This window comes from Pseudomonas sp. GW822-FHT02E03 (genome assembly GCF_058802325.1).
In genome coordinates, this window is record NZ_JBXAOA010000015.1 from 114,144 (window position 1) to 137,808 (window position 23,665).

Genomic DNA, 23,665 nt, shown 5'->3' on the forward strand with positions numbered 1-23,665 from the left:
GGCTTGCCCGCGAAAAGGCCATAACATTCAGCATAGATATTGACTGACACACCGCTTTCGCGGGCAAGCCTCGCTCCTACAGGGGGCCTGGTTATTTCTTCATTATTGATGTGAACAGGTCTGACTCGATGAAGCGCTGTAACCAGGCCTGCAATCGCACATAAGGCGTCTGCCCGAACCACTCGCGATCCACGTGGGCGAACTGCCGCACGAACGGCATCACGGCGATATCCGTCAGGCTCGGGTGATCGGCCAGCAAGTAGTCACGCCCCTCCAGCAATTCATCCAGCTTGCGCAAAAACACCTCGCCCTCTGAGCGGTAAAACGCCATCGGTTGCTCGGGATAACGCTCGGCGTACTTGTAGCGATTCAGGTGCACCTTGAACACTTGATCGTTCTCTTCGATCAACGCGGCGCAGTGTTGCTGTGCTTGTGGATCATCCTTGAGCAGCCAGTCCTGCGGATCGTTCTGCGCCAGCGCCCAGCGCATGATGTCCAGGCTTTCATCGATCACCCGCCCATCCACACTCAGCACCGGCACCGTGCCTTTGCTCGACAGTGCGAGCATTTCGGCCGGTTTGGCCTTGAGGCTGACCTCGACGATCTGCACCGCAACGCCCGAATAGCGCAGGGCCATGCGTGCGCGCATGGCGTAGGGGCAGCGGCGGAACGAATACAGCGTATTCATTTCACCTCCAGCGTACTCAGGCCGTTGCCTTGACGGTGAACCTGGATCTGCACCGGGATCCGTTCATGCATTTCCTGCACGTGGGAAATCACCGCGACCTTGCGTCCCTGCGCTTGCAGACCGTCGAGGGCGTCCATGGCCAGTTGCAGGGATTCCGGATCGAGGCTGCCAAAGCCTTCGTCGATGAACAGCGATTCGATTTTCAGTGTGCTCGACGCCATCGACGCCAAGCCGAGCGCCAGGGCCAGTGACACCAGGAACGTCTCGCCGCCGGACAGCGAATGCACCGAGCGCAGTTCATCGCCCATCTCGGTGTCCATCACCAATAACCCGAGCATGCTGCCGCCACGTTTCAACCGATAGCGCCGCACCAGTTGCCGCAACTGGACGTTGGCGTGATGCACCAGCAGGTCGAGGTTGTAGGCTTGGGCGATCTTGCGGAAGGTGTCGCCGGTGGCCGAACCGATCAGTGCATTCAGACGTGCCCAACGCTGATACTCGGCGTAGGCATCGGCGATTTGTTGCGCCAGCGCCTGATTGGCATTCTGTCGGCGCTGATCCTCGGCCTGTTCCGCACGCAATTCGGCGCAACGATGTTCGCTGGCGGCGAACAGGTTTTGCAGCTCTGCCAGCGTCGTGGCCAGTTGTTCGGCATCGAGATTGCCGTTGTGCTGCGCCTGATGATCGAGCAGGCGCTTATCCCGCTCCTGCAGCAGCACTTTGGCTTGCTCGATGGCTTTTTCGCTCTGATGCAAACGTTGACGCAGTTCGCTGACGTGTTGGTCGTCGACGCTCAACAGATCTTCCAGTCCGCCGTCGTCCAGCTCTGGATGCTGCGCGCGCCAGTCGGTGATCTTGGCACTCAGCTCGCGATCTTCGGTTTCCAGGGCCTGCGAACGCTCCTGCTGCGCTTTGAGTTCAGCGGCCAGTTGCACCAACCGCGTGCGCACGGTTTGCAGTTCCTGATTGGCCGTCGCTTCGGCAGTGCGCGCCTGCTCAACGGCCTGATCCAGTTGCTGCTGCCATTGTTCGGCGCTGGCATGTTCGCCCAGCAGTTGCGTCAGTTTTTCCTGGCAAGCCTGTTGCTGCCCGGTCAGCGCCGTGAACTGCTGCTGCGCAGCTTCCTGTTGCTGGATGCGGGTCTGCTGTTGGTACTGTTCTTTCTCCAGCGTCTGCTGGCGCTGTTGCTGTTCGCCGAGTTCTTCGCGCTGCTGGTCGAGTTGTTGCAGGCGCTGGGCGATCTGCCGGTCGAGCTGCATGAAGGTCGCGGCGGGTTCGTTGCGCAAGGCCTCCAGTGTGTCAGCCGGGAGCAGGGTGCTGAACGCCTTCAGTTCTTCGTCCAGACGATGGCGATCACTGCTCAATTCACGTTGTTGGTTGATCAGGTGTTGTGTGGCTTGCTGACTCGCCGTTTCAGCACTGCGCAGTTGCTGCGCAAGGCGCGCGGCATCCTGTTGCAGGGTGAGCAGGGCGGTTTGCCGTTGTTCATCCTGCGTGATGCTCTGGTTCAACTGGCTGCTTTGTTGGGTCAGCCAGACACCGCGTTTGCTTGCGTCCTGGGCCAACAGTTGCGCGGACAACGGGTGCGCTTCCAGGCTCGGCGTCAGGCCTTGTTGCTGAGTCGCGAGTTGTTCTTGCTGTTGCAGCAATTCCTTTTGCTGGGCAATCAAGCCGCCGACTTCGGCGCGCAGGTCGGTGAGTTTTTCCTTCAGCAGGTCCACCGCTTTCTGAGCGTTGGCCTGTTCGCTTTCATCATGCCGGCCGAGGCTTTGCAGCAAGGCTTCAGGCTGATGATAAGGATGGTCCTGGCTGCCACAAACCGGGCACGGCTGATCGTCCTGCAACTGCGCGCGCAGTTCCTCGACGCTGGCACTGCGCGCCAGACGCTGACGTTCCAGCAGTTCGCGGGTGACGGTCAGGGTCTGTTCGGCGACGCTCAGTTCGGCCTTGGTCTTCACCCCGTCCTGGGTCAGACGATCGCGGTCTTGCTGAGCGGCGAGTTGCCGCTGCTGAAGCTCGGCGCCGCGCTTGTCCAGTTCCTGCTGGCTGGCCCACAGTCGCGTCAACTCTTCAAAGGCCCGCAGTTGTTTGCGGTTGTCCTGCAGCAGACTGCCGAGGATCTGAATCTGCTCGGCCACCGCTTCAGGCTCGGCGCCGGCTTCTTTGTACAGCACCTCAAGGCTCTGGCGTTGTGTGGCCAGTTCCTCGGCGGTGCGAGCGGCGCTTTGCTCGAGGGCGGCCAGTTCGGCCTGGCCCTTGTTCAGGCGATTGCCGATCAGCATCAGTTGTTGCAGGCGATCGCGGTAGGCGTTCCAGGCATCGCCCAATGGCGCCAGATGAGTGCTTTGCTCAAGCTCCCCGGCAATCCGCTGCAACCGTTCGGCGACCTGTTTCTGTTGCTCGAGCAAACCCTGAATCGTGCCCTGGCCCTGAGTGCAGGCCAGTTCCGCCTGCTGCTTGAGATCGGCACTGAGGCTGGCGTCCTTGGCCAGGCGGGCGAGGGTGCTTTGCTCCTCGAAGGCCTGACGCAGCAGGGGCACGCTGGAGGTGTGTTGGCTTTGCGCTTGGGTCAACGCCGTTTGCGCAGCGCTCAGGCTCTGTTCGAGCTGAGTCTGTCGCTCGGTCAGCTCGCTTTGCTGTTGCGTGTGTTGCTGAATCTGCGCCGCCAGCGGCGTGAGCTGGGCGGTAAGTTCGGTCTTGCGCGCGAACTGATGCCGTTGCGGGGCCAATTGTTCCAGGCGAGTCAGTTTCAAGCGCTCGCCGGCGAGACTGTTCCAATGTTGCTGTGCGCTGTGCAGTTGCTCGGTAGCGCTCTGTTGTGCGTCCTGCACCTGGCGCAGTTCCTTGAGCCAGGTGTGTTGCAACTCCAACTGTTTGAGCTGCGCCTGCTGGCTCTTGAGTTGCTGCTGAGCGTCGTTGAAGCGCTCATCGAGTTCGGCCCGGGCTTCTGGCGACAGTGGTGTGACCCCGGTGGCCTGATCCTGCAACAGCTTGTGGGCTTCGCGAGCTTCCTTGGTCTTGTCGAAGGCGCGGCGACCGAGACGGGTGTAGAGCGCGGTGTCGGTGAGCTTTTCCAACAGTTCGCTGCGGTCGTTGTCGTCAGCCTTGAGGAAGGCGCTGAACTCGCTCTGAGCCAGCATGACGGCGCGGGTGAACTGTTCGAAGTTCAGGCCCAGCGCGGCTTCGAGCTGTGCTTTGTATTCGCCTTTCTGGCTGGCCAGAAGTTGATCCTGATCGATGTCACGCAGGCTCTGGCGACTGGCTTGCAGTTTGCCGCCGGCCTTTTCCCGGGCGCGATTGGCCTCCCAGCGAGCGCGATAGCGACGACCGTCAATGCCGACGAAATCTACTTCTGCATACCCTTCGCCGGTGCCACGACGCAGCAGGGTGCGCGGGTCGCCGGTGCCGATTTCACCATCGGCGTCCGGGACCTTGGCGTCGCGGCCGGTGTTGTTCAGGCGCGGCACGGCGCCAAACAGCGCCAGGCACAGCGCGTCGAGCAGCGTGCTTTTGCCGGCACCAGTCGGCCCGGTAATCGCGAACAGACCGGCACTGGCCAAGGGCTCAGCGGTGAAGTCGATTTCGAACGGGCCGGCCAGGGAGGCGAGGTTTTTCAGGCGGATTGCGAGGATCTTCATGGCTGTTCGCTCTCCATCTGTACATCTTGCAACAGCTCGGCGAAGTCCTTGAGCGTTTGCTCGTCAACCTCGCTGCCGTAGTTGTCCTGCCACGCGCGGCTGAACAGTTCCTGGGGCGAAAGCTGATCCAGTTCGATCAAGGTGGTGCCGTCATCGACGCCTTCGCGGCTGCCGTTGCCGGCGTACTCGGCAGCAATTCGCACCAGCCGCACGGCTTTGCCTTGCAGGGCGGTTTCCACTTGATGGCGCAGGTCCGGTTGCGGTTCGTCGAGACGGACCCGCACTTCCAGCCACGGCTGGCGCTGGATATCGGCGAGCAGGTCGATGTTGGGCAGGTCGGCCAGTTGCAGCAGGATTTCTGCCAACGGCGCGGCGCCGAGGCGTTGCAAGTGGACAGAGCGCGGAATCAGGCGCGGTTCAACGCTGACCAATGTTTCGCCATCGAGCTGAATGTCGAGGATCTGATGCTGGTAATTGATCTCGGAGAACGACAACGGAATCGGCGAGCCGCAGTAGCGGATGCGCTCTTCACCGTTGACCTTCTGCGGCTTGTGCAAATGCCCGAGGGCGACGTAACTGATACTGGGCCCGAACAGACTGGCGGGCAGGGCTTCGGCGTTGCCAATGATCAGGCTGCGTTCGGAATCTTCCGAGACCGAACCACCGGCCATGTGCGCATGGCTGATGGCGATCAGCGCCTGGCCCGGCTTGCGCTTGGCGTTGGCCGCTTCGATCAGCCACTCATGAACCTGGCCGATGCCGCGCAAGTAGTTATCACCCAAATGCGCGCCGGTCACTTCGGCGGGGCGCAGGAACGGCAACGCCAGGCACCAGGCGGCAATTTCGCCGCTGGCATCAGGCAACGGCAACAACAGGCGCTCGGCATCCAGTTGACCGTCATCGAGCCACAGCACGCGACCTAGCGCGTGAGTGCGCAAGCGCCGCATCAACGGCGCGGGCAGTTCGATTCGCGAACCGGAGTCGTGGTTGCCGGCAATCATCACGATGGTCAGCAACGGCTGCTGCTCGTGGGCGCTGACGATGAAATCGTAGAGGCGTTCCTGGGCTTTGACCGGCGGGTTGACCGTGTCAAAGATATCGCCGGCGATCAGCAGCACGTCGGGCTGATCCAGCTTCAGCTGACGCAGCAGCCAGTCAAGAAAGCAGGCGTGCTCGAAATCGCGCTCCTGGCCGTGCAGGTTCTGCCCAAGATGCCAGTCGGAGGTGTGAAACAGACGCAAGGCGTACTCCACAACAAAATAAGGTGATGGCCGCGAGGAAAATGGTGGCGGCTAAAGAGGGGAGAGTTTACTGGCAAACACATGGGATGGCGCGATGGATCTGATCGAACCGAAGACCTGTGGCGAGGGAGCTTGCTCCCGTTCGGCGGCGCAGCCGTCGCAAAATGGCTGATGCGTTATGTCAGAAAAAACGAGTGATATGGTTTTTGGGCCGCTTCGCAGCCCAGCGGGAGCAAGCTCCCTCGCCACAGGGGGCAATGATTATTTCGGATACAGCGGCGGCAACCCGGTATCGCCAACCAGGTCCTGAACCCCCTCGGCCGTCGGGATCGCACGAATCGCGCGCCAGAGATCCTCGCCCTGCCAGTACTGGCCGGTTTCGCTGTACAGCGCGCCGTTCAGGCCGTCGAGGGCATCGGACAGCGGCACAAAACGCGCCGCCATGTCGGCCAGGGTTTCCGGTTGTTGTCGGGCCCAGGCGTCGAGAGCCTGGCGGGTGGCGTGGGAGTCGTTGGCCTGGCAGGCGCGTTTGAGGTCGTCGAGCAAGGTGCGTGGGCTTGGGCCGGTCTGCGCCGCCCGCAGGATCGCCGGTTGCCAGCGGGCGCGCCACCACAGGCCGAAGCCCAGCAGGGTGGTGCAGGCCAGGATCACGGTGCTGAGTTTCCACCAGAGGGCTTCGTTGTTGGCACCGGACATCACCTGTGGGCTGCCCGCCGGGGTATCGACGATCAGGCTCGGGTTGCTCGCCACTTGCAGCGTACGGGCCGGCAGGCTGCTGTGTTCCAGGTGATCCTCGAAGGTGTTCCACCAGACCACTTCAACGCTGGGCAAATCAATGTTGCCGGTGCGGGTCGGCACCAGGGCTTCACGGTCCTCGCGACTGCCGATCAAGCCGCGCTCGCTGCTCTGGTTGTCCAGCACCGGTTGATCCGGATAGCGCCGCAGGCCATTGATTTCGGTGGCGGGCAGCGGTGGCAATTGCGAACTGGCGAGGCCTTCGGCGTTCAGGGTCAAGCTGCGGGTCAGCGAGTCGCCGACCTGCAAATGATCCGGTTCCGGGCTCCAGCTTTCGCCGAGGCTCAGGCTGCGGGCCGGCAGCCAGGGAACATCGGCCGGATACGTGTCGGGTTTGGCCTTGACCGTCAGCGGGATCTCGGCGGATTTGACGCGCATCTGCTTGCCCGGTTTCGGCCCTTGAGGTGTTGCGTCCTGGGACGGTCGGGTATCGACTGGCGTGGCACTGAACATCTGCGCCGGAATAATCAATTCACCGCTGTGCTGCGGGTAGATCGCGTAGCGCATCTCGATCACGCCATGGCGCAGGCCGTTGATGACTTTCTCGTAGGTGCGCGAGTCGCCCAGCTGTTCGATGCGCGCATCGGGAATCTGCAACGGGGTCAGGCTGCTGTCGTCGTACAGCGACACCGAATGGTAGATGCGCAAGGTCAGGATGGCCTGAGCCTGCACATAGACGCTGTTCTGGTCGAGGCTGGCCTCGATGAACACCGGCGCCAGTGTGTTGCTGCTGTCCTGGGTTTCGCTCTCGATCACTTGCACGGTAATTGGCTGGCTCTGGACGTCGCCCAGTTGCAGCGATGGGATCACCACGCTGCCGTTTTGCCGGGGCAGCAGGGTGATGATCCAGCGGGTGGTCGCCTGAGTGTCACCGTTGAGGGTGTTCAGTTGGTTGACCTGGCGGGTGCCGCGCACTTCGAACAGTGGCTCCAGCGGGGACAGGTCGGGTTTGCCGAACTGGGTCACGTCGCTGGTCTCCAGGGTCAGTTCGACCGTCTCGCCGGAATTCAGGCGGCTGCGATCGACGCTGGCGACCAGCTCCACAGCCTCGGCCTGAACGGTGCAGAGCAACAGGGCGGGCAACAATGCGAGCAAGAAGGCGGTGAAGCGGGTCATCGAGTTTTTTCCTGATCCTGATGTTGTTGCTGTTCGTACCAGAATTTGCGTCTGAGCAGTTCGCCGGGGTCATCCGGGATCTTGCGCAGCCATTGCTCCAGCGCCTGGAGCTGCTCGCCTTCAATCATGTCGCTGGCCGGGCGTCGCGGTGGCGTGGTGCTTTGCTCATCGCCCAACTCGCTGCCCGGGACTTCATTGGCGCCGGGTTGCGGTGGCGTCGTGGGCGGCTGCCCGGCGTCCGGTGTGGTCTGCTCAGCGTCGGTTTTCGGCTCGCCATTGCTGGGTTGGGTGGCGCTGCCGGGCGGCGGTTCCTGGGTGATGGTTTCGGTTTTGCCATCGGCGGTTTTGTCCGGCTCGACGGGCGGCGCTGGGGTTTTCTGTTTCAGCAGGCTTTCCACCAATGCCTTGTTGGTCAGGGCCGGGCGCAGATCCGGTTGACGTTCAAGCGCTTGATCGTAAGCATCCAGCGCTGCTTCCAGCTCACCGCTTTTGGCCAGGGCGTTACCCCGATTGTAGTGGGCGTGGGCATCGGTGCCTTGGGTAAACCGCTGGGCGGCGCCACTGTAGTCGCCGGCTTCATAGAGCGCCACGCCTTGCCACTGCGGATCTTCGAAATGCTGCGCGGCCTCGGCCGGGCGTTTTTGTTTGAGCAAATGCAGGCCTTGCTGATCGGGACGCAGCCACAAGTCTTCGAAATCGAAGGCGTAGCTCGGTTGCGGCAGCAGGAACAACAGCGGCAGGCAGAACAGCCAACCGCGGCGCCCGGCACAGGCGGCCAGCAATAGCAGCGGCAGCAGCAGCCAGTAGCCCTGATCGGCCCAAGTGTCGAGGCGCAACGTCTGACCGTCGTTGCGCAGATCCCGTGGCCCATCGAACAGGCCAAGGCCGCGCAGGTCGGCATCGTCCAGACGCGCCTGGCGATAACGTCCGCCCAGGCCGTTGGTAAAGGCTTTGAGGCTGGGGCCGTCCAGACGGGGCACCAGAATGGCGCCCAGGTCATCCTTGAGGAAACTGCCGTCGTCCTGCGCGACAGGTGCCCCTTCGGCGGTGCCAATACCCAGCATCAGAAATTGCGTGGACTTGTCGTCCAGCGCCTGACGAATCCCTTGGCGTTCCTGTTCCGTCAGCGACGAACCGATCAGCAGGATCCGACCTTGACCGAGTGCGCCCTGATCCAGCAGCGCAAGAGCCTTGGCCACCGCCAGATCGGCACGATGACCGGCCAGGGGCATCAGCGACGGCTTGAGCGCATCCACCAGGTTGCGGCTGGTCGACAGGTCATCCGACAGCGGCACCAAGGTGTGGGCGCTGCCGGCATAGACGATGATTGCGGTCTGCGCGTCGCTGCGGTTTTGCAGCAGGTCGAACAGCTTGCGCCGGGCTTGTTCCAGCCTGTTCGGCGCACTGTCGGTGGCGAGCATTTCCGGGGTCAGCTCAAGCAACACCACCAGCGGGTCGGCGGGTTTTTGACTGGTTTGTTCGACGCGCTGCCAGCTCGGGCCCAGCAAGGCCAGAACGGTCAGCACCCAGGCCAGGCCCAAGGCGACCCATGGCAGTTTGCTTTCGCGACCACTGCCACCACTGAGCAATGCGGCATGGAAGGCTGGCGGCAGAATCATTTGCCAGCGGCCAGCGCGTTTCTGTCGATGCCAGAGTTGCCAGAGCAACCAGCCCAGCAACGGCAACAACAGCAGCCACCAGGGGCGGAACCAGTGCGGCCAGAGCGCAATCATCGGCGCCTCCGCAGACGCAGGCGTTTAAGCCGCTGACGCCAGTCGGGCAGTTGGGTTTGCAGAAACCGCTCTTTGTTAAACAGCTTCTTGGTAAACAGCCGTTGCAACGGGTTATCCGGCCAGCGCTCGCGGATCACCAGCAGCATGCTCAACAGCAGCGCCATCGCCAAAGGCCAGTGATACAAAGCTTGGGCCGGGCGGGCCTGAGTGGGTTGTTGAGTCACCGGTTCCAGTTGGTCGAGGGTGCGCTTGATCGCCTGCAATTCCTCGCTGTCGTGGGCGCGGAAATACTGGCCACCAGTGGCTTGAGCGATGGCTTTCAAGGCCGGTTCGTCGAGGTCCAGGCTCGGGTTGAGCCCAAGGAAGCCCAGGGTGCCGCTTTGTTCCGGGTCGGCGCCGATACCGATCGGGTAGATTTTCACCCCTTCGTTGGCCGCCAGTCGGGCGGCGGTCAGCGGGTCGATCTCGCCGCCATTGTTGGCGCCGTCGGTGACCAGAATCAGCACACGGCTTTGTGCCGGGCGTTGGCGCAGGCGTTTGAGGCCCAGACCAATCGCGTCGCCGATGGCGGTGTTTTTGCCGGCGATGCCGATTCGCGCTTCGTCGAGCCATACGCGCACGGTGTGCCGGTCGAAAGTCAGCGGCGCTTGCAGATACGCCTGGCTGCCGAACAGGATCAAGCCGACCCGGTCGCCGTCGCGGCTTTCAAGAAAATCGCCAAGCAAATGTTTCACCAACGTCAGTCGGCTGACGTCTTCGTCCTGCCACTGCATGTCGGGGAAATCCATGGAGCCGGACACGTCGACCGCCACCAGCAAATCGCGACCACTGGCGGCAATCGGCAGGGGTTCGCCGAGCCATTGCGGGCGCGCCGCGGCGATCAGCAATAACAGCCACAGCAAAATGAACGGTGCTTGCTGACGCCACGCTGGCAGGTTCGCCCGGGCACGACGGCGAGCGAGGCCTTCGAGGTCGCTGAGGAAGCTGACTTTGAGCGCCGGTTCGCCACTGTCGGCCACCGGCAGCAGCACCCGCATCAGCCAGGGCAGTGGCAGCAGGGCGAAGATCCACGGCCAGGCAAACTCAAACATGTTTGCGAATCCAGGTGTCGACAGCTTGAGTCAGGCCAGCGATGGCCTTGTCGTCGAGTTTGCATTCGGGTTTGTAGGCGCCTTCCACCAGCACCATCCAGCGCGTGAGGCCGGCGGCCGGGCAGCGGTTATCAAGGAACGCCAGCCATTTGCGCCCGTTAAGGGTGTGGCTCTGGCTGTAGGGGTAATGGTTGCGGCACAGGCGTTTGAGCAAGCCATTGAGTTGCTGCAGCCAGGCGCCGGCCGGGGCGCCGTCGTAGGGCTTGGGCATCCGGGCGAGTTCGGCCAAGGCCGCGAGACGCACCGGGTCCAGCGGTTGTTCGGCACGGACGATAGGGCGCTTGTTCGGGATGAAGCGGCGCAATTGCCACAGGCCGAAACCGATCAATGGCAGCAATAACAGCAGAAGCCACCAGCCCGGCGCCGGCGGCCAGAAGCCGATCGGTGGCGGGGAAATCAGCGGTTGCAGTTGATCGAGGCTGCTCATCGACCTTTCCCCGGACGTTGAGGATTGAGGTATTCGCGCAATTGCTCGACCATTTCGCTTTGGGTGCTCAAAGGCATCAGCAATACCCGCAACTTTTGCGCCAGCAGCTCCCAGCGGGCGATGCGTGCTTCAGCCTGTGCGCGATAAGCCTGGCGCAAGTCGAAATTCAACGTGTCGAGCTCCAGCTGTGCGCCCCGTTCCGCGAAGCGTAAAAGCCCGGCAGCGGGCAGGGCGTGATCCAGCGGGTCGGACACGGGCAGCAGCAAAAGGTCGCAATGGCGCGACAACAGGCTCAGCTGCTGTTCGGCACTGTCGGACAAGGCGCGTTCGTCGCAGATCACGATCACCAGGCTGCCGGGGCGCAATACTTCCCGGGCGCGGCGCAGGGCAATGCCGAAGGCGTCGCGGTCGGGCTCGCGTTCGGTGTGCAGCGACTGATTGACCCGCACCAGTCGGTTGAGCAATTGCAGCAGGCTTTGCTTGCTGCGTCGCGGTTTGATCTCGTAGTGCTCGTCGTCGCCGAACACCAGCCCGCCGACCCGGTCGTTATGGCCCAGCGCGGCCCAGCCGATCAGGCTCGCCGCCTGGGCAGCAAGCACCGATTTGAACATCAGCCCCGAGCCGAAAAACAGTCGACGGCTCTGTTCGACCATGATGAAAATCGGCCGCTCGCGTTCTTCGTGGAACAGCTTGGTGTGGGGCTCCTGGGTCCGGGCGGTGACGCGCCAGTCGATGCTTCGCACGTCATCGCCGGCCTGATACACCCGCACCTGATCGAAGTCCACCCCGCGCCCGCGCAGTTTGGAATGGTGCAGGCCGATCAGCGGGCTGCGCTGGCTCGGCGTGGAAAACAACTGCACTTCGCGCACGCGATGACGCATCTGGATCAGCTCGGAAAGGCTGACACGGATGCCCGGCTCGGGCGGCAGGAGGGCGTTCATCGGGGTCAAGCGACGGCTACGACGTCGAGAATCCGCTGGACCACCCGGTCCTGGTCGATGCCAGCGGCTTCGGCTTCGAAGGAAAGAATGATGCGGTGGCGCAATACATCGAACAGCACCGCCTGAATGTCTTCCGGGCTGACGAAGTCGCGACCGGCCAGCCAGGCGTGGGCCCGGGCGCAACGGTCCAGGGCGATGGAGCCACGGGGGCTGGCGCCGTAGGCGATCCATTCGGCCATTTCCGGGTCGAACTTGGCCGGGATACGCGTGGCCATGACCAGTTGCACCAGGTATTCCTCCACGGCGTCGGCCATGTACAACCCGAGGATTTCCTTGCGCGCGGCGAAGATCGCCTGCTGGCTGACCCGGCGTTCGGGTTTGGTTTCGCCGTGCAGCGCTTCGCCGCGGGCCTGTTGCAGAATCCGGCGCTCGACGGTGGCATCAGGGAAGCCGATTTTCACGTGCATCAGGAAACGGTCGAGCTGGGCTTCGGGCAGCGGGTAGGTGCCTTCCTGCTCGATGGGGTTTTGCGTGGCCATGACCAGAAACAGCGGCGACAGGTCGTAGGTGCTGCGTCCGACGCTGACCTGGCGTTCGCCCATGGCTTCAAGCAGGGCCGACTGAACCTTGGCCGGGGCACGGTTGATTTCGTCCGCCAACACCAGATTGTGGAAGATCGGGCCTTGCTGGAACACGAAACTGCCGGTTTCCGGGCGATAGATTTCCGTGCCGGTGATGTCGGCCGGCAGCAGGTCGGGGGTGAACTGGATGCGATGGAACTGTGCTTCGATGCCTTCGGCGAGTTCTTTGATGGCCTTGGTCTTGGCCAGGCCCGGGGCGCCCTCGACCAGCATGTGGCCGTCGGCGAGCAAGGCGATGAGCAAGCGCTCGATGAGTTTTTCCTGGCCGAGAATCTGCGTTGAAAGAAAGGTTCGCAGCGCGAGTAGCGCTTCACGATGTTCCATCGATGACTGTTCCTGGAAAGGGTGACCGAAGACGTTCGAATAACGCCAGGGCTGGGGGCGTTACTTTAATCCATCGCGGGGGGCGGCGACCAACGGCATTTTGTGCAAAGTGCGGGAATTGATGGGCTAAATTGTTGGAATTTTGTAGGGCGGGCCGGGCGGTGGCTGTTCTGGCCTCATCGCGGGCAAGCCCGGCTCCCACAAGTTTCAGTGGTGTGCTTGCAATCCATGCAACACATCAGACCCTGTGGGAGCGGGCTTGCCCGCGATGAGGCCCGCCCGAACACCATCAGAGCTCACTGATGTAAGTACCCGTCCCCTTGAGGATGTTCTGCAAGGTTTCTTCCACCTCAGCCAGATCCTGCGCATCGGTGCTGTGCAGGATTTCCAGCGAATCTTCGCCATCGAGCACATCGGCATCCGCGGCAGCGATTTCGATCAGCAGGCGGTCAGGGCTGAGGGTGACTTTCACACCGTTGAGGGCCGAAGGCTTGTCGTGGAAGATGATCTCCAGCTCATCCTCGTCCGGAAAGCGGCTCATCAGGAACATTTCGCCCTCGGCGCTGTTGCAGCAGAGCATGGCCAAGTTGTCTTCTTCTTCGTCGCACGGGTTGACGATCAAGAGGTCAGTTGTCATTTGCATGGGGGAAATCCTGGCTCGGCGAGCGTGGTGAACGTTACAAAAAGCAATTCTGCCAGCCTTGGGGAATTTCTGCTCGGCTGAGTGTCAGAAGATGTGTCGTGAACATTCGGGGTGCTACTGGTCATTTTTGGCACGAAGGTACCGTAAAACCGGGCATAAAACGCCCATTTTGCTTCACGGCTGCTAGTGTTGTTCAAGGCACATGCCGCGCGCTGCGTACCGTTGACCGAATATGTCGCAGCGCTGCAAGCACGGCCCTTGCCGCACTCGTTAAGCTGCGCAACGGATGAGCACCCGTAAAGGCATTGCCTGTTGCCTTGGCAGTCGTTTTTGCAGATGCCCATTCAATGGAAGGTGAATGTGACCTGAGTGTCTCGTCCAGCTTCACCCACCTGTCATCCTGTTTCCTCTGCCCGAGAATCAGGAACAGGGTGACGGATTGCCCCGAAAGGGGTTTGCACGCGACGCTTCCATCAATAACAAGCCCAAGCGGAGTACCACAGATGGCGTTCTTCACCGCAGCCAGCAAAGCCGACTTCCAGCACCAACTGCAAGCGGCACTGGCGCAGCACATCAGTGAACAGGCACTGCCACAAGTGGCGCTGTTCGCTGAACAATTCTTCGGCATTATTTCCCTGGACGAGCTGACCCAGCGTCGGTTGTCCGACCTCGCCGGCTGCACCCTTTCTGCGTGGCGCCTGCTTGAGCGCTTCGATCACGCGCATCCGCAAGTGCGCGTCTACAACCCTGATTACGAGCGCCACGGCTGGCAGTCGACCCACACCGCGGTCGAAGTGCTGCACCACGATCTGCCGTTCCTGGTGGACTCGGTGCGCACCGAGCTGAACCGTCGCGGCTACAGCATTCATACCCTGCAAACCACTGTGCTGAGCGTGCGTCGCGGCAGCAAGGGCGAGCTGCTGGAAATCCTGCCGAAGGGCACCCAGGGTGAAGGCATTCTGCAAGAATCGCTGATGTACCTGGAAATCGACCGTTGCGCCAACACGGCCGAACTGAACGTCCTGACCAAAGAGCTGGAGCAGGTTCTCGGTGAAGTCCGCGTCGCGGTCGCCGATTTCGAACCGATGAAAGCCAAGGTCCAGGAGCTGATCGAAGGCATCGACAACAGCCAGTTCATCATCAACGCCGACGAAAAGTCCGAAATCAAGAGCTTCCTGGAATGGCTGGTGGGCAACCACTTCACCTTCCTGGGCTACGAAGAGTTCGTGGTGGGCGAGGATCAGAACGGCGGTCACATCGAATATGACCAGAATTCGTTCCTCGGCCTGACCAAACTGCTGCGTGCCGGCCTGACCGTCGACGATCTGCGCATCGAAGACTACGCCGTTAACTACCTGCGCGAACCGACGCCGCTGTCGTTCGCCAAGGCTGCACACCCAAGCCGTGTCCACCGCCCGGCTTACCCGGATTACGTATCGATCCGCCAGATCGATGCCAATGGCAAAGTCGTTAAAGAATGCCGCTTCATGGGCCTGTACACCTCGTCGGTGTATGGCGAAAGCGTGCGGGTCATTCCTTACATCCGTCGCAAGGTCGAGATCATCGAACAGCGTTCGGGCTTCCAGGCCAAGGCTCACTTGGGCAAGGAATTGGCCCAGGTGCTTGAAGTGTTGCCGCGCGACGACTTGTTCCAGACCCCGGTGGACGAGCTGTTCACCACCGTGATGTCGATCGTGCAGATCCAGGAACGCAACAAGATCCGCGTGTTCCTGCGCAAAGACCCGTACGGCCGTTTCTGCTACTGCCTGGCCTACGTGCCGCGCGACATCTATTCCACCGAAGTGCGCCAGAAGATCCAGCAAGTGCTGATGGATCGCCTGAAAGCCTCGGACTGCGAGTTCTGGACCTTCTTCTCCGAGTCCGTGCTGGCCCGCGTGCAACTGATTCTGCGGGTCGATCCGAAGAACCGTCTGGACATCGACCCGGTTCTGCTGGAAAAAGAAGTGGTACAGGCCTGCCGCAGCTGGCAGGACGACTACGCGAGCCTGGTGGTCGAGAGCTTCGGCGAAGCCCAGGGCACCAACGTGCTGGCCGACTTCCCGAAAGGCTTCCCGGCCGGTTACCGCGAGCGTTTCGCAGCCCACTCGGCTGTGGTCGACATGCAACACCTGCTGAGCCTGAGCGAAAAAAATCCGCTGGTCATGAGCTTCTATCAGCCGCTGGCCCAGGTCTCCGGCCAGCGCATGCTGCACTGTAAGCTGTATCACGCCGATACGCCGCTGGCGTTGTCCGACGTGTTGCCGATCCTGGAAAACCTTGGCCTGCGCGTGCTGGGTGAATTCCCATATCGCCTGCGCCACAACAGCGGCCGCGAATTCTGGATTCACGACTTCGCGTTCACCGCCGCGGAAGGCCTGGAACTCGACATCCAGCAACTCAACGACACCTTGCAGGACGCTTTCGTCCACATCGTGCGTGGCGATGCCGAGAACGATGCCTTCAACCGTCTGGTGCTGACCGCCGGCCTGCCATGGCGCGATGTGGCGCTGCTGCGTGCCTACGCCCGTTACATGAAGCAGATCCGTCTGGGCTTCGACCTGGGTTACATCGCCAGCACCCTGAACAACCACACCGATATCGCTCGTGAATTGACCCGGTTGTTCAAGACCCGTTTCTACCTGGCACGCAAGCTTGCCAGCGATGATCTGGAAGACAAGCAACAACGCCTGGAACACGCGATTCTGGCAGCACTGGACGATGTTCAGGTGCTCAACGAAGACCGCATCCTGCGTCGTTACCTGGACCTGATCAAAGCGACCCTGCGGACCAACTTCTACCAGACTGATACCCACGGTCAGAACAAGTCCTACTTCAGCTTCAAGTTCAACCCGCACCAGATTCCAGAGCTGCCGAAGCCGGTACCGAAGTTCGAAATCTTCGTTTACTCGCCTCGCGTTGAAGGCGTGCACCTGCGCTTCGGCAACGTTGCTCGCGGTGGTCTGCGCTGGTCCGACCGTGAAGAAGACTTCCGCACCGAAGTCCTGGGCCTGGTAAAAGCCCAGCAAGTGAAGAACTCGGTCATCGTGCCGGTGGGTGCGAAGGGTGGCTTCCTGCCGCGTCGCCTGCCACTGGGCGGCAGCCGTGACGAGATCGCGGCCGAGGGCATCGCCTGCTACCGCATCTTCATCTCGGGCCTGTTGGACATCACCGACAACCTGAAAGACGGCGCACTGGTACCGCCGGCCAACGTCGTGCGTCATGACGACGATGACCCGTACCTGGTGGTGGCGGCGGACAAGGGCACTGCAACCTTCTCCGACATCGCCAACGGCATCGCCATCGACTACGGCTTCTGGCTCGGCGACGCCTTTGCGTCCGGTGGCTCGGCTGGTTACGACCATAAGAAAATGGGCATTACCGCCAAGGGCGCGTGGGTTGGCGTACAACGCCACTTCCGCGAGCGCGGCATCAATGTCCAGGAAGACAGCATCACAGTAGTGGGCGTCGGCGACATGGCCGGTGACGTGTTCGGTAACGGCTTGCTGATGTCCGACAAGCTGCAACTGGTCGCTGCTTTCAACCACTTGCACATCTTCATTGACCCGAACCCGGAGCCAGCCAACAGCTTCGCCGAGCGTCAGCGTCTGTTCGACTTGCCGCGTTCGGCGTGGTCGGACTACGACACCAGCATCATGTCCGAAGGCGGCGGGATCTTCTCGCGCAGCGCAAAAAGCATCGCGATTTCCCCGCAGATGAAAGAACGCTTCGACATTCAGGCTGACAAGCTGACCCCGACCGAACTGCTGAATGCCTTGCTCAAGGCACCGGTGGACCTGTTGTGGAACGGTGGTATCGGTACCTACGTGAAAGCCAGCACCGAAAGCCACGCCGATGTCGGCGATAAGGCCAACGATGCACTGCGCGTGAACGGCAACGAACTGCGCTGCAAAGTCGTGGGTGAGGGCGGTAACCTCGGTATGACTCAGCTGGGTCGTGTCGAATTCGGCCTCAATGGCGGCGGTTCCAACACCGACTTCATCGACAACGCCGGTGGTGTGGACTGCTCCGACCACGAAGTGAACATCAAGATCCTGCTGAACGAAGTCGTGCACGCCGGTGACATGACCGACAAGCAACGTAACCAGTTGCTGGCGAGCATGACCGACGAAGTCGGCAACCTGGTGCTTGGTAACAACTACAAGCAGACTCAGGCCCTGTCCCTGGCGGCACGTCGTGCCTTCGTGCGGATTGCCGAATACAAACGTCTGATGAACGATCTGGAAGGCCGCGGCAAGCTGGATCGCGCCATCGAGTTCCTGCCGGCTGAAGAAGCGATCAACGAACGCCTCGCGGAAGGCCATGGCCTGACCCGTGCCGAGCTGTCGGTGCTGATCTCCTACAGCAAGATCGACCTCAAGGAAGCGCTGCTCAACTCCCTGGTGCCGGACGACGACTACCTGACCCGCGACATGGAAACCGCTTTCCCACCGACACTGGTGAGCAAGTTCTCCGCTGCCATGCGCCGTCACCGTCTGAAGCGTGAAATCGTCAGCACCCAGATCGCCAACGATCTGGTGAACCACATGGGCATCACCTTCGTTCAACGACTCAAAGAGTCGACCGGCATGAGCCCGGCGAACGTGGCCGGTGCATATGTGATCGTGCGTGACATCTTCCACCTCCCGCACTGGTTCCGTCAGATCGAAGCCCTGGATTATCAGGTATCGGCCGACGTGCAACTGGAGCTGATGGACGAGCTGATGCGTCTGGGTCGCCGCGCTACGCGCTGGTTCCTGCGCAGCCGTCGCAACGAGCAGAACGCTGCCCGTGACGTCGCGCACTTCGGTCCGCACCTGGCGGCGTTGGGCCTCAAGCTCGACGAACTGCTGGAAGGCCCGACCCGCGAAGGCTGGCAGACCCGCTACCAGGCTTACGTCGCTGCTGGCGTGCCTGAGTTGCTGGCGCGCATGGTTGCAGGCACCACTCACCTGTACACCTTGCTGCCGATCATCGAAGCTTCGGATGTGACCGGCCAGAACGCAGCGGACGTGGCCAAGGCCTACTTCGCCGTGGGCAGTGCGCTGGACATCACCTGGTACCTGCAACAGATCAGCGCTCTGCCGGTTGAAAACAACTGGCAGGCCCTGGCCCGTGAAGCGTTCCGTGATGACGTCGATTGGCAACAACGTGCGATCACCATTTCCGTTCTGCAACAGGGCGACGGCACCCAGGACGTGGAAACACGCCTGGCGCTGTGGATGGAAGAGCACGAAGGCATGATCGAACGCTGGCGCGCCATGCTGGTGGAAATCCGTGCCGCCAGCGGCACCGACTACGCCATGTACGCGGTAGCCAACCGCGAACTGCTGGACCTGGCGTTGAGCGGTCAAGCGGTGGTGCCTGCTGCTGCGACTGCCGCTGTCAGCACCGAGCTGGAACCGGCTGCCTGATAGGCGTTGAATGAAAAAGCCCCGTCTCGAAAGAGATGGGGCTTTTTTTTGTCTGAAGGTTTGTGGTGTCTGGTCGGGCCTCTTCGCGGGCAAGCCTCGCTCCTACAGGTTTTGTGTTGAACGCCGATTTTGTGGGCACCCGCAATCCCTGTAGGAGCGAGGCTTGCCCGCGAAGAGGCCATCAGCCGCACCAAGGCCTTTCTATGTGCAGCGATCAGTTTTCCAAAGGAATCAACACTTTCTCATCCGGGGCCAACACCATGAACACCAACAGTTTGGCAGGTTGGGTAGCGCTGGCGTTTTTCGAGACCAGATGTTCAGAGCCGGCCGGTTCATATCAATACTCGCCCGCCTTGTAGCTGATGGCTTTTTAGCCTTTGACTTGAGAAATGATCTCCCCCGAAAGCACATAGGCCATGGCCGTGCCCTGGTGTTTATGGGCGATGGACGATTGGCCCGGCTCGTAATCGACTTCGATCATCAAGGCTTTTTTGCCGGGTGCGTTTTTCAGCATCTGGTCCTGCAGGACGGTGACTTTTTCTGAAGGGGCGGTTTCGTGGGCGAATGTCGGGGCTGAAATGCTCAGCGTCAGGGCGGTGAGAGGGGCAGCAAAAAAACGAAGCGCATTCATGGTTGATTTCCTGAGGTGGTGAGTCGTCAGGGACCACAGTAAGCCGCGCTATCGGGCAATCAAACGGCCAATTTTCGGGAAGGTGAGGGGACCAATGACCGAAGCTACGTTACCCGCTGATCGTTCCCATGCTCTGCGTGGGAACGCCTCACCGGACGCTCTGCGTCCGCTTTTGGGGCGCGGAGCGCCCCTGGCTGCATTCCCACGCAGAGCGTGGGAACGATCATCACCAGAGCGTCTTGATTTTAAACGATTGGAAAGCTGTTGAAGTCGACGGCATTGGCCAGTCGGCTGTCGATCAGGCCGATAAAGCCTTGCACTTCGGGGCAGTTGAAATGCGATTGCATGGCCGCTTCCGATTGCCAGCGGGCGCTGACTGTCCAGCGGGTGTCGTCCTCGGGGCAGCGGTCGACCATATAGGAGTCACAGCCCGGAAGTTCGCGCAGGGTGTCGACAATCTTTTGCAGTTGCTTACCCAGTTCGTCCGAGCGGCCGGCGGCAGCCTGCACCTTTACGGTGGTAATCACTTCGTTGGACATTGCTCACACTCCTGAATCAGGCCGGACGAATCCTGCTCATTGAGGGATAACGCCCAATCAGGATAGGCCTGCACCCCCAGACCGCCAATAGCCAATCGCCAGATAAAGCCGCAGACCAATCCCTCAACCGAGCTGCTGCAAAATGTCCCGCAAACGGTCCAGGGCGATGTCGATATCCAGGGTTTCGATCGCGCCGAACCCCAGGAAAAGCCCGGCCCGCGGCGCTTGCTGGTAAAAGAAGCTGTCCAGGGCATAGAGCCCCACTTCGACTTTTTTTGCCAATTCGATCACCAATGGAATATCGACCGGCACCTTGCACAGCACCGCCATGTGGAACCCGGCTGTGGTTGGCACCGCTTCGAACCACGGTGAAAGGTCGCCCGCCATGCGCGCCAGGATCCGTTCACGGCGCCCGGCGTAAATCGTATGGCAGCGCCGGATGTGCTTGAGCAGACAGCCCTCGGCGATGAACTTGGCGAGCGCCCATTGGGGCAGGGTGGAGGTATGCAGGTCGGTGAGCTGCTTGGCGCGGATCACCGCTTCGAGGATCGCCGGTGGTAAAATCGCGTAACCGAGCCGCAACTCCGGCAATAGGGTCTTCGAGAAAGTGCCGACGTAGGCGACGATGCCGCGCTGATCCAGGCTTTGCAGCGAGTCGGTGGGCCGGCCTTCGTAGCGGAATTCGCTGTCGTAGTCGTCTTCGATGATGATCGCCCCCAGCTCATAGGCCCTGGCGAGCAGGGCTTCGCGCCGGGCCTGGCTCATGGGCATGCCCAAGGGGAACTGGTGGGACGGGGTGACGTAAATCAGCCGGGTACCATCGGGAATATGCTCGACCTGAATGCCTTGCGCATCCACCGGCACGCCGACCACCGTTGCGCCGTGGCTCCCGAACAACAGACGCGCCGGCGGGTAACCGGGGTCTTCCATGGCCACGAGGCTGCCCGGTTGGGTCAACACCCGGGAAATCAGGTCCAGCGCCTGTTGGGCGCCATTGCACACCACCACGTCTTCGTCCTGACAGTTGACCCCGCGCGAAAACGCGATGTGCCGTGCGATGGCATTGCGCAGCGCCGGCAGGCCTTCGGGCTGGCTGTAGAAACCTTTGGAACCGGCAATCTGGCGCAAGGCATGGGAGGTGCAGCGGCGCCAATCGTCCTGCGGAAACTGGCCCTTGCTGGTGGCGCCACCGATGAACTCATAACGCAACGAGCCTTCTAGCGTCGGGTGGCGCAAGAACGTCGGCAGGTTGCGCCAGCGTTCGATGACCTCAAAGCTCGCCAGCTCCGAGTGGCTCTGTTTGTGGACGATTTTCGCCGCCCGGGCATTGACGTAAGTGCCTTTGCCGATCACCCCGGTGAGGAAGTTCTCGTAGGTCAGTTGCGCATACGTGTCGGAAATGGTCTTGCGCGAAATCCCCAGTTGTTCGGCCAGCAAGCGGCTGGGCGGCAGCTGCGTCCCGGCTGTCAGGCGACCGGATTCAATGGCGTCGCGCAGTTGCCGGTACAACTGGCCTGTAAGGTCCTTGCGGCCGTTGATGACAACATGAAGTTCCATACCGGCGGGGCTCCCTGGGCGGTTGAGGCGACTGTGCGTCGCGCCAGATTACCCGCATGAACGGCCGCGCAGAAGTTGCGTGGGCGAAAAACCTGCGATTGGCCTGCTGCCGGGCGGTCCATGGTTTTTTCGACGAATTGGACCTGTGACGCCCGCGGATCAGCCTCTACCTTGGAGTCACCTATCCGATCCACGAGGTCGCCCCATGAACTCCCGTCTGGATTACTACAGCGCATCGCCCAAAGCGATGAAAGCCATGATCGCCATGGAGGCCTTGGCCCGCGACCTGAGCATCGAACAGGCGTTGCTGAACCTGATCAAAATTCGCGCCTCGCAGCTCAATGGCTGCGCCTTCTGCACCGACATGCATTGCGTGGACGCACGCCGCTTCGGTGAGAGCGATCGCCGGTTGTACGCGATCGTGGTCTGGCGCGACAGCAACTTCTTCAACCCTCGGGAGCGAGCCGCCCTGGCCTGGACCGAAGCGGTAACCCTGCTCTCGCAAAGCCATGTGCCGGATGACGTTTACGCCCTGGCCCGGGAGCAGTTCAGCGAAGGCGAACTGGTCGACCTGACCGTGGCCGTCAGCACCATCAACAGCTGGAATCGCCTGGCGGTAAGCTTTCGGCAAACGCCTAGCGGTTAATTCAAGCGCAAACCCTGTGGGAGCGGGCTTGCTCGCGAAGACGGCGGCACAGTCCACATTGATGTCGCCTGACACACCGCTTTCGCGAGCAAGCCCGCTCCCACAGGTTCCGTACCGTGACTGGCCGACATCAGGCGATTTGATCCGGTTTTTGCCCGGCCGTCACATCAAATTCATAAACAGTCAGCAGGATAAAACGCTCAAGGACAGATCGACAGGGAGTGATCAATGTCATTCATGGAACCCACTGATCGTCAGGGTGTGACCGAGTACCGTTGGCCCGTAGAACAAAACCAATCCTTACACTCACTGGCCGGAATCGATCCGGTGCTGGTGCAGTCTTTCCGGGTCTGCGCCCGTTGCGGTTGTTTCATGCAAGCGGCCCGCAGCCTCAATATCAAATCGACCCAATTGCGTAAACAACTGGCACAACTTGAAGCGCAACTGCGGCGTTCGCTGTTCAGCCACTCGAGCAATGGCTTTGCACTCAGTCGTGACGGCTTGCGGCTTCAGGCGCAGTTGATTGCCCTGGCCCGGGAACGCGACTTGCCCGTGATCGAACAGCCCTTGATTCGCCTGGCCGTCGCCGAGTCGATCCTGCACGACATCCTCGGCCGTGATCTGGTCTCGCTGCTGCGGCGCAACGCCAGTGTGCGCCTGGACATTATTTCCCTGGACAGCGAACTGTCGCTGCGAGCGATCAGCGCCGATGTGGTGGTGTGGCTGGCGGGCCCCGATTCGCCGTTGCCAGGCCCCAGTTTTGCCGTCAGCGAGCCCCAACGTCTGGCACAGCTGGACTATCTGCCGCACATCGCCAAACGGTATTCACGGGTCGCGGCGCGGCCGGACAGCCTGGCTGACCTGGCCGATTTCATGCTGGTGCAATGGCAGCACGACCGCCATATCGCCGCTTTTGGCCCGTGGAACAGTCTGGTGGAGCAGCGTCTGGCGGGCGTGGTGCAGCTGCATTCCTATGAGCTGATGCTGGAGATGATCCGCTGCAGCGCCTGCATCGGTTTATTGCCGCACTACATGAGCCAATTCGACCGGGGGCTGGTGGCGTTACCCGGGCTGTTCAAGCAACCGATGCAGCGCCAGGTGTGGATGGCGGTCAATGCCGAGTCCCGGAATGAGACCGAGGTGCAGGGGATCGTCGAACTGATCCACAACACCTTCAGCGAGCGGCGGGAGTGGTTCGAGAGTTGACGGCTAACTAATGTGGGAGCGGGCTTGCTCGCGAAGGCGGTGTGTCAGGCAACATTGATTCCGACGGACCACCGCCTTCGCGAGCAAGCCCGTCCCCAAGCCCTTCGTGGAACATGAGAACGATCAATTTCTTTGGCTATCCGCTTGGATATCGGCCGGAGTGGCGGTGAAAGCAGGCGGCGCAGCATGACCGTGCACTGTCTGAGCCCCAACACCACAACTTGCGAAAAGCGACAGACGCGGATCCAGAATTGACACAGATCCATGTGGGAGCGGGGGGGGGGGGGGGGGGGGGGGGGGGGGGGGGGGGGGGGGGGGGGGGGGGGGGGGGGGGGGG

15 protein-coding genes and 1 pseudogene are annotated in these 23,665 nt (G+C 61.5%); 3 read left to right on the forward strand and 13 right to left on the reverse strand.

Annotation, left to right across the window (positions count from 1 at the left end; translation table 11 throughout):
• Nucleotides 1-91: 91 nt before the first annotated feature.
• The 10 genes from AC1RQB_RS13980 to AC1RQB_RS14025 form a co-directional block, all read right to left on the reverse strand.
• The gene (locus AC1RQB_RS13980; RefSeq protein ID WP_207267315.1) at nucleotides 92-688 is read right to left on the reverse strand and encodes a glutathione S-transferase; all 597 of its coding nucleotides are present in this window, start codon (nucleotides 686-688) and stop codon (nucleotides 92-94) included.
• Entirely contained in the window at nucleotides 685-4,326 is a 3,642-nt protein-coding gene (locus tag AC1RQB_RS13985) for an AAA family ATPase (RefSeq protein ID WP_063343495.1), read from the reverse strand. The genes AC1RQB_RS13980 and AC1RQB_RS13985 overlap by 4 nt, the downstream gene beginning before the upstream one ends.
• Complete coding sequence (locus AC1RQB_RS13990) at nucleotides 4,323-5,567, reverse strand: exonuclease SbcCD subunit D C-terminal domain-containing protein (RefSeq protein WP_063343496.1); 1,245 nt, start codon at nucleotides 5,565-5,567, stop codon at nucleotides 4,323-4,325. Before AC1RQB_RS13990 ends, AC1RQB_RS13985 begins: the two co-directional genes overlap by 4 nt.
• 261 nt (nucleotides 5,568-5,828) lie before the next feature.
• Nucleotides 5,829-7,478 (reverse strand): BatD family protein, encoded by a 1,650-nt coding sequence (locus AC1RQB_RS13995; RefSeq protein WP_008067946.1) that lies wholly within the window; start codon nucleotides 7,476-7,478, stop codon nucleotides 5,829-5,831.
• Complete coding sequence (locus AC1RQB_RS14000; RefSeq protein ID WP_492571471.1) at nucleotides 7,475-9,211, reverse strand: tetratricopeptide repeat protein; 1,737 nt, start codon at nucleotides 9,209-9,211, stop codon at nucleotides 7,475-7,477. The genes AC1RQB_RS13995 and AC1RQB_RS14000 overlap by 4 nt, the downstream gene beginning before the upstream one ends.
• Nucleotides 9,208-10,302, reverse strand: a complete 1,095-nt coding sequence (locus tag AC1RQB_RS14005; protein ID WP_063343497.1) for a vWA domain-containing protein — start codon at nucleotides 10,300-10,302, stop codon at nucleotides 9,208-9,210. Before AC1RQB_RS14005 ends, AC1RQB_RS14000 begins: the two co-directional genes overlap by 4 nt.
• Nucleotides 10,295-10,789 carry a DUF4381 domain-containing protein gene (locus AC1RQB_RS14010; RefSeq protein WP_007901179.1) on the reverse strand — a complete coding sequence of 165 codons (495 nt, stop codon included), beginning with the start codon at nucleotides 10,787-10,789 and terminating at the stop codon, nucleotides 10,295-10,297. The genes AC1RQB_RS14005 and AC1RQB_RS14010 overlap by 8 nt, the downstream gene beginning before the upstream one ends.
• Entirely contained in the window at nucleotides 10,786-11,730 is a 945-nt protein-coding gene (locus AC1RQB_RS14015; RefSeq protein ID WP_008067941.1) for a DUF58 domain-containing protein, read from the reverse strand. Before AC1RQB_RS14015 ends, AC1RQB_RS14010 begins: the two co-directional genes overlap by 4 nt.
• Before the next feature lie 5 nt (nucleotides 11,731-11,735).
• Complete coding sequence (locus AC1RQB_RS14020; RefSeq protein WP_008067939.1) at nucleotides 11,736-12,695, reverse strand: AAA family ATPase; 960 nt, start codon at nucleotides 12,693-12,695, stop codon at nucleotides 11,736-11,738.
• A gap of 289 nt (nucleotides 12,696-12,984) precedes the next feature.
• Nucleotides 12,985-13,338, reverse strand: coding sequence for a hypothetical protein (locus AC1RQB_RS14025; protein ID WP_008067938.1), 354 nt, complete (start codon nucleotides 13,336-13,338; stop codon nucleotides 12,985-12,987).
• 503 nt (nucleotides 13,339-13,841) lie between these two features.
• Between AC1RQB_RS14025 and AC1RQB_RS14030 the strand changes: the two genes are divergently transcribed.
• A complete protein-coding gene (locus AC1RQB_RS14030) occupies nucleotides 13,842-18,749 on the forward strand; it encodes an NAD-glutamate dehydrogenase (protein ID WP_063343498.1) in 4,908 nt (1,635 codons plus the stop codon).
• Nucleotides 18,750-18,963: 214 nt separating this feature from the next.
• Here the strand turns inward: AC1RQB_RS14030 and AC1RQB_RS14035 are convergent.
• The 3 genes and pseudogenes from AC1RQB_RS14035 to pdxR form a co-directional block, all read right to left on the reverse strand.
• Nucleotides 18,964-19,380 (reverse strand): annotated as a pseudogene (locus AC1RQB_RS14035) (cupin domain-containing protein).
• A gap of 245 nt (nucleotides 19,381-19,625) precedes the next feature.
• Nucleotides 19,626-19,919, reverse strand: a complete 294-nt coding sequence (locus tag AC1RQB_RS14040; protein ID WP_063343499.1) for a putative quinol monooxygenase — start codon at nucleotides 19,917-19,919, stop codon at nucleotides 19,626-19,628.
• Between the two features lie 123 nt (nucleotides 19,920-20,042).
• Nucleotides 20,043-21,476, reverse strand: a complete 1,434-nt coding sequence (gene pdxR, locus AC1RQB_RS14045) for a MocR-like pyridoxine biosynthesis transcription factor PdxR (RefSeq protein WP_063343500.1) — start codon at nucleotides 21,474-21,476, stop codon at nucleotides 20,043-20,045.
• Nucleotides 21,477-21,681: 205 nt separating this feature from the next.
• Here pdxR and AC1RQB_RS14050 point away from each other — a divergent pair, with 205 nt between their 5' ends.
• Complete coding sequence (locus AC1RQB_RS14050; RefSeq protein WP_063343501.1) at nucleotides 21,682-22,122, forward strand: carboxymuconolactone decarboxylase family protein; 441 nt, start codon at nucleotides 21,682-21,684, stop codon at nucleotides 22,120-22,122.
• A gap of 228 nt (nucleotides 22,123-22,350) precedes the next feature.
• On the forward strand, nucleotides 22,351-23,328 hold the full coding sequence (locus AC1RQB_RS14055; RefSeq protein ID WP_063343502.1) for a LysR family transcriptional regulator: 978 nt from the start codon (nucleotides 22,351-22,353) through the stop codon (nucleotides 23,326-23,328).
• Nucleotides 23,329-23,665: the final 337 nt, after the last annotated feature.